The sequence below is a fragment of the Candidatus Desulfofervidus auxilii genome (assembly GCF_001577525.1).
Lineage (GTDB): Bacteria > Desulfobacterota > Desulfofervidia > Desulfofervidales > Desulfofervidaceae > Desulfofervidus > Desulfofervidus auxilii.
Genome location: NZ_CP013015.1, coordinates 2,374,418 through 2,385,672, shown reverse-complemented (window position 1 = coordinate 2,385,672; position 11,255 = coordinate 2,374,418). Strand labels below are relative to the sequence as shown.

General features: G+C 35.3%; 6 protein-coding genes. 1 reads left to right on the top strand and 5 read right to left on the bottom strand.

The window, feature by feature from the left end; translation table 11 throughout:
* Positions 1-165: 165 nt before the first annotated feature.
* Positions 166-381 (bottom strand): DUF2283 domain-containing protein, encoded by a 216-nt coding sequence (locus HS1_RS11940; protein ID WP_066065867.1) that lies wholly within the window; start codon positions 379-381, stop codon positions 166-168.
* Positions 382-873: 492 nt separating this feature from the next.
* Between HS1_RS11940 and HS1_RS11935 the strand changes: the two genes are divergently transcribed.
* The gene (locus HS1_RS11935; RefSeq protein ID WP_156469475.1) at positions 874-1,950 is read left to right on the top strand and encodes an SIR2 family protein; all 1,077 of its coding nucleotides are present in this window, start codon (positions 874-876) and stop codon (positions 1,948-1,950) included.
* Positions 1,951-2,104: 154 nt separating this feature from the next.
* Here the strand turns inward: HS1_RS11935 and HS1_RS11930 are convergent, their stop codons facing one another.
* The 4 genes from HS1_RS11930 to HS1_RS11915 form a co-directional block, all read right to left on the bottom strand.
* Positions 2,105-3,007, bottom strand: a complete 903-nt coding sequence (locus tag HS1_RS11930) for a TIR domain-containing protein (protein ID WP_066065861.1) — start codon at positions 3,005-3,007, stop codon at positions 2,105-2,107.
* Positions 3,008-3,095: 88 nt separating this feature from the next.
* Entirely contained in the window at positions 3,096-6,902 is a 3,807-nt protein-coding gene (locus tag HS1_RS11925; protein ID WP_066065858.1) for an Eco57I restriction-modification methylase domain-containing protein, read from the bottom strand.
* The gene (locus HS1_RS11920) at positions 6,895-7,980 is read right to left on the bottom strand and encodes a PDDEXK nuclease domain-containing protein (RefSeq protein WP_066065855.1); all 1,086 of its coding nucleotides are present in this window, start codon (positions 7,978-7,980) and stop codon (positions 6,895-6,897) included. Before HS1_RS11920 ends, HS1_RS11925 begins: the two co-directional genes overlap by 8 nt.
* An 11-nt stretch (positions 7,981-7,991) precedes the next feature.
* The gene (locus HS1_RS11915; RefSeq protein WP_066065853.1) at positions 7,992-11,165 is read right to left on the bottom strand and encodes a helicase-related protein; all 3,174 of its coding nucleotides are present in this window, start codon (positions 11,163-11,165) and stop codon (positions 7,992-7,994) included.
* Between the last annotated feature and the right edge of the window lie 90 nt (positions 11,166-11,255).

Genomic DNA, 11,255 nt, shown 5'->3' with positions numbered 1-11,255 from the left:
CTACAGGAGGGCGGATGTCAAAGACAATGGCATAATTTTCATTTTTTACTTTCTTCTACAATCTTTATTTCTTCCTCTGTCAGCCCATAAAGCTTATAGACAATTTGTATTTAATCTTTCTCATATCTTTTCTGTAATAATTTTAATTGCTAGGCCACTTTCATCTTAAGCAACAGCTTTTTCTTTAGTTCTTAACTCATAAAATATACCTTGAGGTTCTGATACCTGTTCAGAGGCATCCATGATTTCCATAGATACAATCTTTCCGTCCTTGCTGTAATCAATAATAATGCCTTCCCTTATCTCATTGCTCTCAGAGATTTTATCATCTCTAAAAATGATACTTAGAGTATCGGTTTCTGGGTCAAATATTACCTTCATTTTATCCTCCGCCTATCCAATACTTTTTAATCTTGGATGTCTTATACAATGTTATAACCTTTTTTGGGCCTCTTTACACGGTAAGTTTTGCAGTTTGTAATTATTAAAAGACCGGTATCCAAGGGTAGGTTTTTTATTTCGTATATCAGCAAAATCTATATCTAGAAATTCATTGTTAGCCTCCTTTGAAAAGATATTTTATTTCATTCACCCAATCATGATATATTTTTTTAAACTCCTCTACCAGCTTTTTTGCGTTTGTTTAGTGTATTCTTTCTCTCAGTAACTGAGAATAATCAAGCTTAACAGAATGGGCATAATTTTATATACTGTTTGGGAAAGAGATAATCAATTTATCTTTTGGTATTTTTCATAAATATCTCTGAGAAACTCATAGCCTCTGGAAAGATAGATGTTGCATAAAAAAATTCCACAAAAATTGTAGGATCTACTTTACTTGGAGCATTTTGTAGGGTATTTTAATCTTAAGTTATGATGAAGAGCCGAAAAGTAAATGTATATGTGTTTGGTGCTGGTGCGTCTGTACATCTTGAAGCACCAGTAACAAAGGATTTCGTGTATAAAGGTTTTTCTCTTTATCGTGATGCCAAGAAGCATGGAATTTATGAAATTAAAGATGATAGGCCCTTTAGACTAACTGCTCAACTTATAGACAGACTATACGGGACTAACTTAGAGAAACTAATTAATGACCCACTTCCTGATAACTACCTAACGTCCATCAACTACCTAAGTTCTATTAATATTGAAGAACTGTTAAGCTTTGTAGACCTTGGGCGCCGAGGGGGAGAAAAGTGGTTGCCTTTTAAAGAGTTCCAACGTGCCCTTTATGAGTTTATTTTTACTACATTAGAACAAAGTACCATCTGGAAGCGTGCTGGTTCCGGTGCTGATCGACGTCGAAATTGCTATGACAAGCTCATAGATTATGTAATGCCAATAGATGAAGTTAACTGCATGATTTCCTTCAACTATGACCTCTTTCTTGATAAAGCTGCTGTAATAAATAATCACCGTATTGTTGGCAATTATCACTTGCCATTTAAACATATAGAAAACTTCCCCAGCTATGAAGACCGATTAACGCATGGATGGAAAGAGAAAGATATACATTTGCTCAAGCTTCATGGATCACTTAATTGGGGATATTGTCCACACTGTAAGAAAGTATCCCTTGCCTTCTATCGGAGATATAAGAGCATATTTAAAAAACGCTGTCCAGAATGCAAAAATCAATTGGAACCTATCTTAGTTCCCCCAACATATTTTAAGGATTTTCCTGAACCCTTAGCCAATGTCTGGAAGGTTGCAGAAGATTATTTAAAACGGGCTGATAGACTCATCATAATTGGATATTCCTTTCCAGATATAGATATTGAAGCAAAATGGCTATTTAAAAGGGCCATTTGTAAAAATACAAATAAACCATCTCTTACAATTGTTAACCCTGATCAAAATATAAAGGAAAAAATAGTCAATTTCTTTGGGAATTTTATTAATCAAAATGTGACTTGGCGTAATAACTTTGAAGAGTATATAGACCCATAAACCATGAATTTTAGGAAAACAAGTGTCAATGTTTATATAAGTTACAATTGGTCATCTTATTTGTTTCAGGCATCTTTTAGACAATTACAGCTTTAATACGATTAAGCAATTTTTCCTTTAAATCCTTCTCATTTTCCCAAATGATAAGATTAAACTAGCTTACGTCAAAGTGTGCTTTTTCTAGTTGATCCTCTCTAACACACCAGACCACAGGGATACCAAGTCCAAGAGCAAAGCCAGCTTCAAAGTAAACACCGTTTCGGTGTTTTGTCAAGTCTGCAATGACGAATTTTGATGATCTAATCTCAGCAATGATTTTATCATCAACTTTATCAATATGTTCAACACGGTCTATTCTTATTGGCTCATATCCAGCCTCCTCAACAGCAGGATATATAGCATTGTCCAAAATAGAATCCATCCTTTTGTCAAACCACATGGCTATAAAGGCTTTTTTTGAATCCTTTGGTTTCCGACGTTTATATTCATCCAAGTAATCCCAACCAGAACCGGTAATCTGAATATGTGAAGGTCCATCTAGTCTAATACCCCCAGGAGTAGCCCTATAGGTTTGGGTACCTTTTTCTTTTAGGAGCTTTCTTTCAATTAATGTTTTTATCCAAAAGATAAGTTCTTCTAAGCTAGTACACCATCCGGCTGCTATAAGGGCCTCCTTATTTTCTCTGAAATCAATCCATTTCCCTGGTCTGGTGCGTCTTTCGAGTGCTTGCATTAATTTAAATTGTTTTTCACTGACGCTTGGCATCCGTAAATCTTTTTTAAGCCTTTCATAAGCCTCAGTCGTTAAAGATACTTCTCTTCCTATTTCATTTTGTTCCCTTATCCAAGATGAAATCAAAGTAAGCGGTTTCTGTTCACTTTGAAGATTTCTGTCTAGTTCATAAGATATGAAAAAATCACCACATCGTGGACATTCATAATAAGAGTATTCTTTGTTTTTATAGGAAGGACTTTTTCTCTGAGCTTTTTCTTCCAGTACATTTTTATGACCGCATATTGGGCAATAATTCTCCTCATAATCCTTTTTCTTTTTCATATTTTTTACCTCCTCAGTAGTTCAATGAATTCCTGTTTACTTAAACCAGAGAATATGGAAGGTATAGGGTATATTTCATGTGCCATTTCTAAATCCCATAAATTTCTTCTACCTTCCTACTTATTTGCCGTTGCACTTCTTGAAGTTCTTGCCACAATCGGGATTTTTCATCTTCATCCTTTGTGGCATAGCGCTTCTTTTGAATCGCAATGGCCTTGTTAACTAGAGTTTCTATTCCTTTTTGCTGTGATGCGCTGGGAATGACGATGGGCAAGAGACGGAGGGCGTTAAGTTCAAATTTCTTGGTGGCGTAAAACTCATCAAATATAATACCAAGGATTGAAGAGTTTAAAAGTGCAGATAACATTTTTTCTGAATTATTACCTAGTATGTTGTTGATTACTGTCAAAAATGGATGAGAATCGTCAAATATACTATAACCAACTACTTTTGCTCGTAATCTGTGAAAACGAGATAGGATAACCCCTTTACAAAAATAAAGATGGGGATTGCGGATTACAGGCATTCTATAAGCATTTTTCCCAGAGTACCTGAAAAACCATTTCACCACTTCTTTAGACCAGTTAATACAGATAACATTTGGCGACCAGAAGTAGACATCTTCTGCACTTTTGGTGGTCTCAAAGGATACCCAGTATCTCGGTGTTTCCAAACCCTCAAATATTATGCGCTGTCGTTCAGCCTCTTGGTCTTCAAAGCCAGTGATTTTCGATAAATGAGAGGCAATGTCAAAAACATCCTCTTTTTTGATAATTTTATAAATAAATCCCCTTGGGAAACCCAATTTTTTTTCACCAAATTTCCTTCTTAATTTATCCAATGCTTCGTTTCTTGGATATCTTTTCAGCAGCTCCTGATAAGTTTCATAAATTTTGCTATCTTTTTTCTTCCACTTTTTCTCAAAATCTTTAAGTCTCTCCTCAATCCTCTTTGCCTCTTCTGTGCCTTCTAGCACAGCCAAGAATCTGCCGTTATCTGCAGTTGCAAGTCCTTGTCCACCCTCTGTTATCAGTCCCAGAAGAGTAATATCCCCTGGCCTTAAAGTAGAAAGATATCCTTTTATTTCTTTTTTATGCTTTTGTATATCCTTACTCGATTTTATCTTATCCCACCATTTCTCATAAAGTTCATTCATTTTGGGCATAAATTTTTGATAGATTTTGAGATTTTTCTCGGTGGGAGGGAAGAAGACCCTTTTTACTGATTTTTTATAGATTTCAATAGGTACTCGGTATTGCCCTATATCGGCATAACGACTATAAGACACCTCTAATTCTTTATTTCCCAGCCTTACGGGGGTTTGGGTATCATAGGCTTCAATCTCTTTTAATTCCTCAAATACAATAAGTCTATCCTCCCAGTTTTGGTCTTCATTGCTGCTGATTTCTCTGGCATCTATGAAGGTTAGGTTATAATCAGAAAGCACTTCTTTTTGGGCAATATAAATAGCAGTATTAACGGTTGCCTCAAATGCCTTGGGAGTTAAAATTAACCTACGAAGCCGGTAATCTTGGAGAAGCCTGCGCATTCTCTCCTTCCAGGCCAAGGTGAGGTAGGTATCAGAGGTAATGAAGGTTATTATGCCTCTTGATCTGGCAAGCTCAAAGGCACGGAAGGTAAAATGTACATAGAGGTCATCAATATATCCATGGTGGTTTTTCAAATCCTCTCTATAAGGTAGGTCGGAAAGTTTTTGTGTCCTTACATAAGGTGGATTGGCGATAACAATATCAAAGCCTCCCTTTTCTCTATATATGTCTTTAAACTCCCACTGGGGAAGAAAGAAGGGCTTAACCTTGTCTTTTTCATATTGGGAAAATATTCTATCTATTTCAGAGATGGTCAATTCTAATTTGTTTATCTTATTTTGCTTGGTTTTGGGAATATCACGAAATTTATATCTCTCTCTGATATTATTTATATCTTGTCTGAATTTGGATATGATTTGCTCTTTAGCGATGCGGAATATCTCTTTTTCATATAATTGCAATTTTTCTTTTGCCTCTTTTCTCTTTAAAGGGTCAGTTATAAAGGCAAACTGATTTCTTAATCTGTGATAATCGCTCACTTCAACCTGGATGCCGAACATATCCTGGTTTTTTACTACTTTTATATTATCTTTGGGCTTTAATTTTTTTAATTGATTATTTATTTGATAAAGCTGAAAATTAAGAAACTTTAACTTACCTTGAGAGAGTGTGTAGGCGCCTTTTTTTATTTTTTCTTCAATTTTCAGTTTTTCTTTTTTTAACGTTTCAATCTTACTAAACAATTCAAGCTGTTTACTAGGGATAACTTCTTTTTTACCAATTTGGAGTTCAAGTTTTCCTGATTCAAAAAGTTTTAAGAGGTTATATCCCTTTATAGTTCCTATTAGGCTATTACCTTGTAGGATTTTATAATCAAGGTTCGGTAAGGGCTCAGGTTTCTCTTCATCTACTACTAAAGAGAGCCAGAGTCTTAGACGGGCAATTTCAATTGCCTCTGGTTCGATGTCTACGCCATAGAGATTTTCCTGAATTATCTCTCTTTTTAACTCAGCATCTAATATCTTTTCTTCTAAAATTGAACCTAATGCCTTTCTCAAACGAATTATCTCTTGCATCATTCCCACTAAAAAGGCACCAGAACCCACAGCAGGATCCAGAATTTTCACATTTCTCAGTAATTCATAGACTTTTTTGGCCTCGGTTGCTGTTAATTGTTTTACTCTTCCTTCTTCTATGAGTGGTAGGATTTTGTATCTTGGTATATCACTAAAACTTACCAGGTATTCTTTTAGGCTTTCCCTACACATATAATGAACAATTGGACGAGGCGTATAAAATGTGCCTTTTTCCCCACGTTCATACTCTGGGAGCATACTTTCAAAGATTTTTCCAAGCATCTCGGGATTAACGGCTACTTCTACCTCAAGGGGTACTTCTTCTGAAATAGTAAAATTATAGAAATTTAGGAATTTAAGAATATTTTCTATAGTTGTATCTGGGATATAAACTAATTCATCATAGTCTTTTTCAAATAGGCCACCATTGAGAAAAGGTATTTTCCCAAAGGGGGAGTTATCATTTGGCCTTTTGCGGTTGAGTATTTCAAAGAATAGCGGTTTTAAGATGCTTTGATAGAAATTTTTCCTCTCTCTTTTGGTCTTGTTGAACCAGTTTGTAATGAACTTTTTATCCCCTGCTAGCCAACCTTTTTTTTGGAGGAAGTATAAAAACATTAGTCTGCCCATAAATCTTTGGGCAAAGGCATAAAGGCGCTCCGGATAATTAAACAGCGGGATACCCCTATTATTCCTTTTTAAGGATTCTATTAACATATCAAAGTTTTTGTGATATTCTACAAAAAACCTTTTTGTTACCTTCTGAATGCCAAAGGCCTGCTGTAAGGATTTAAATATCTTTTTGGGGTCGTCTGTAGGATCTTTGAGAGCTATCTCAGATAGAATCCATTTATCTGTGTAATAAGCATTCTCTCTATCCAGATTGAGTTTGATAATTTTTCGCTTCCATACCCCCACATCCTCACGGATTTTTTCTATCAAAACAAAGGTATAGTTTTGATAATCAGGGGTGAAAATAAAGAATGGGTATTGGATTTCTCTTTCAAAATAGAGGGGGATTTCTCTTAGAATGCCTGGCGAGAGGGTCTTTAGTTCTACCAGAAAGATTTGAAATTTCTTTTTATAATTGGCAATAGCATAAATCTGTTTTATGAATTCCTTATCTTTTTCTCTAAGTCCCCATGCCTCCTTTCCTTTATAAGATGGATCTAAGGTTTTGTATCCTAGGCCTTGAAAGAGTTGATAGACCTTTTCAGGGCTATCCATTTGAGGGATGTGGCTTTCTATAAATTGTTTAATATCAATCATTATTAGTTGTTTGCTTTTTTTTAATTAGGGAGAATCGGGCGGCTTCTTTTTTGATCTCAGCCTCCAACTCCTTTTTAGTGGGCAAATACAATTTGTATTTAGAAACAAAGACCTTATTACTTAATCCACCAAGGGCATATTCTACAAATACCCTACTCCTACCAGTCTCCGTACAGAGGATAATTCCTACAGGTGGGTTTTCACCCTCGAGCATTTCCTTATCCTTTATATAATTGAGGTAAAAATTCATTTGTCCAACATCTTTGTGTTCTAGCTTGCCAACTTTTAGGTCGATTAATATAAGACATCTCAATATCCTGTGATAAAAGACAAGGTCAATATAATAGTGTTCATTATCAATAGTAATCCTTTTCTGCCGGGCCACAAAGGTGAAACCTTTACCAAGCTCCAATAGAAATTCTTGAAGGTGGTCAATTAGTCTTTGCTCTAATTGGGATTCTGTATAATAACTTTTTTCTGGTAGTCCTAAAAATTCAAGTATATAGGGGTCTTTTATAGCATCCTCAGGTCTTTCAATAATCTGGCCTTTCCGGGAAAGTTCCATTACTTTATTTTTGTTCTTGCTTAGGGTGAGCCTTTCAAACAACACTGAGTCTATTTGCCTCTCAAGCTCACGGGTGGACCAATTGTTCTTTATTGTTTCTATTTCATAAAACTGCCTTGCTGTTTCATCCTTAATCCTCATCAAAATTCTAAAATGTGTCCAGCTCAATTGTGTACGCAGTGCGTAGAGTTTTTCATCCATAGATTCTCTACGCAGTGCGTAGAGTTTTGGGTAAGTTAAGAAGAATTGACGCATATTCCAGAGGTTTGACATGGTAAATCCCTTGCCAAATCTTTTTGTAAGGTCCTTTGATAACCTTTTTACAAGTTCTTCACCATATTCTGCCCTTGCCATGCCTCTCTGTTCTTCCTCTACAATAAGTCTTCCAATCTCCCAATAAGTCTGGGTAATAACTGTGTTTATATGTCTGACTGTCTTCCTTCTTGCCTCTTCAATAAGGTTTGAGACTTTATCTAAAAGATTTTTATACGTAGCCTTTTCAATTTTTACCACATCGTCCTCTTTTATGAGATAAAATCCACACAGATAAGCTTTAATTTACTTTCATCAAATTCTACTGCTTCCTCTAATTCATTTACAGGCTTTTCCTTCCTGCCTGTTCGGCAGACAGGTAAAAATTCACTAAGCCTTGCCAGCATAATATGCCAATTTCTGGACTGCTTATAATCTTTCCAGATTTTTCTTAAGGTTTTCATCCTTTTCTTGGTAAAAGAGATGTTGGGAAGGCCATTTATTATATTATCAACTTTTTGTATTAATGCATCGTTTTCTTCCAGGTAATTCTCTTGGATAAATACTAGCTCATCCCTCATGTCTCGCAATGTTTTCTCCATCCGGCCATGAACAGCGCGTATCTTTGTGGCTATTAAACCTTCAGAGAAAAACTCTTCTATTTTCCTCCTTACCTTTTTGTGGATTTCAAACACATCTAAATCTTCAGGGATTACTCTTGGCTCATCTTCTTTGCAGGAGATAAAATTTAATATCTCTGTTTTATTAGTGATAAAGCGGTCATTGATAGCGTCATAAAGATACCAAAGATGATAGTCTTCTTCATATTTATACGAGAAGAAAATGCCCTTAAATCCTTTCTTTAGACCACTTTGAATGCCGTGGGGAAGAGACTCACAGAATTCCTTTAATCTTTCTAGACCAAAGTCTTTTAGTGGCTGCCAGAAAAGCTCTCCCCCTCCGAATTGTTCCTCTTCAAGTTCCTTAAGAATCACTTCTTTTTTGTCTTTGGTCCCTCTTAAATCTCGTATGATCCCAAAGACCTTGGGATTAATCTTTTCGCCTAAAACGGAAGCGTCTAAGCCTATAGTTTCATTTATCATTTCTATCTTTGTCTGTAATATCTTTACCAACTCTAACAGGCTTTCTAATTCCTTTTCCGGATAGAAATTATAGATGTATATCTCATCAAAGGGTGAGCCTATTCTATCAATCCTTCCTGCCCGCTGAATCATTCTTACTGGATTCCAATGTAAATCATAGTTTATGGCTATCCTTGCCTTTTGGAGGTTTTGGCCTTCTGATAAAATATCTGTAGAAAGGAGCAAATCTGTATCCGAATTAAGAAAGTTACTAATTTTTTCCTTTCTCTCGTGGGGTGAAGATTTACCCGTTATCTTGGCTATTTTTTTACTAAATTTAGTGCAAAACACTTTGTCTTGAATAAGTGCCTCATAGAGATAGTCAATGGTATCTGCATAGAATGAAAAAAGAAGTATTTTCCCCTTATCTTTAAGCTCTATCAATTTTTCTTTTAATTTTTTTAGCTTAGCGTCCTGATTTTTATCTATAGGGGCAACGAGGGCCTTTATTTCTTGAAATATTTTTATATCCTTGTCTAAATCTTCAAAAAACTTTTTTGTATTAAACTCTGCTAATTTCACTGGTTCAAGGTTCCTCTTTAATTGTTCTATTAAATAACTTGCGTTTTCCGTTTCTTCCTCTAAATAAGTAAGGTATTTATCATAGAACTTTTTTCTTAATATTTTACCCTCTTGAAAGATCTCTTTAAAAGTAGAAAGAAAATCTATTTGTGTCTGGATACTTTTTCTAAAGGCTTTTACACTGCTTTCCAAGCGTTTTAAGAGGAGGGTCTGTAAGATACCCCCCAAGGCCTTCATTCTTCCTAGTTCCATCTCGTTTCTCTTGCCAGCTATCCGATATTCTTCAAGTCTGTAGTAGGCAAGATTTAGTCCTTTTTCTATCTTCTCGGCAATTTGGTGATAAAGACCTTGATAGGTCTCATTAAGACTATAATTTATCTCATCTAATTCTCGTTCTGGAAATTTAATTTGTATCCAATTCTCCGTTTCATCTTTATACTTTGCATCCGGGTAGTTATCCTTTATATATTGTCTGGTTCTCCTGATGGAGATAATCTGCAAAATATCTGCTAATTGGGAAATATTACCTTTATCTGCCTTTTTAAATTCCTTTTCTAAATCAAAGATGCCTTCTTTAAAAAAAATTCTCTTATTATTTTGGGCTAATAACATCAATTGAAAGTAGAGATCCCAATGAGTGTTGTTCATCGGCGTTGCGGTAAGGAGCAAAATTTTTGGTTTGTTTTCAATGCTGGTTTTTTCTATTAAAGTGAACAGATTTTCATATCGATTAGAAAATGGGTTTCTAAAGTTATGAGACTCGTCAATGACAATCAAGGCTATGTCTTCAAGCCTAAAATTTAATTTCCTTTCAAGTTCTGAGAAATTAAGGTCCTCTCTTCCAAGCTCCTCCATATGGATAATGTTTTCAGAAACTCCTATGTCTTTTAGGGCTGGCCTCCATAAAGGTTCATCTACTGAGGCAGGACAAATAACAACAAATCTTTTTCGTCTATAAAAACCAAAGTCTTCAATGACCTTTTTGGCAATCCAGGTCTTTCCAAGTCCAACAGAATCTGCAATGAGAACACCATTATAAGTTTTAAGCCTTGAATAAATACGCTTAACCGCATCTTCCTGAAAATTGGCCAAATCTACTTCACTTGCGGGTAAAGCCGATGGTGTGTCGTATTCAAATAAAATATCCTCTTTTTGAAGCTCATATAAGGCCTTTATAAAAATATGATAAGGTGAGTATTCTTTAGTACCAAATTTTGATTCATCAAGAATTTTAATAAGCTCTTCTTTAAAGTCACGAGCATCATTCCAAAATTTTTCAAACCATTCTTCCCTTATATATCTTGCATGAGCTTCATCTAAAACAGCGTTAAGCTCTGTATTAGAAGTGAAACCCGAGTGGGTGAAATTACTAGAGCCCACAATGGCTAGCTTATCAAAAATATAGGCCTTGCCATGGAGAAACCCCTTATCATAAAGGCGAACTTCCCAAGCAGGATTTTGCAAAAGCTTAATTAAAGATATTACAGCCTCTTTTTTATCCCTTTCAAATGCTTCCTCCTCTAAGTCACGGCGGAAACTCTTTTTATATTGCTCTTCTGGTTGAAAGAGATCAGGCTCTTTTTCGCCTATTTGAGGAGAAATGCCCATCAGCAGTCTTAATCTTTTAGCATTTGACAAGGCATCTTTTACAAGCCAAAATCCTGCGATGTTGAAATAGGCACTGGCTATATCAATGGATTTTTGTTCTTTTAGGATATTATTTAATTCTTCAAAAAGCTTGAGGTTGTTATTATCAATAATTAAATATTCAGGGCGGTACATGATTTAGTTTTATATCGTTTTTATGATGGATAATCAATATAAAAGTTGGGGGCTGGTTTTTAAAAAAGAGAAATTGATAGTAGAATTTAT

What these genes read in the sequence shown, in the direction of transcription:
- HS1_RS11940 (WP_066065867.1), bottom strand. Translation starts at nt 381, where the DNA reads ATGAAGGTAATATTTGACCCAGAAACCGATACTCTAAGTATCATTTTT.
- HS1_RS11935 (WP_156469475.1), top strand. Translation starts at nt 874, where the DNA reads ATGATGAAGAGCCGAAAAGTAAATGTATATGTGTTTGGTGCTGGTGCG.
- HS1_RS11930 (WP_066065861.1), bottom strand. Translation starts at nt 3,007, where the DNA reads ATGAAAAAGAAAAAGGATTATGAGGAGAATTATTGCCCAATATGCGGT.
- HS1_RS11925 (WP_066065858.1), bottom strand. Translation starts at nt 6,902, where the DNA reads ATGATTGATATTAAACAATTTATAGAAAGCCACATCCCTCAAATGGAT.
- HS1_RS11915 (WP_066065853.1), bottom strand. Translation starts at nt 11,165, where the DNA reads ATGTACCGCCCTGAATATTTAATTATTGATAATAACAACCTCAAGCTT.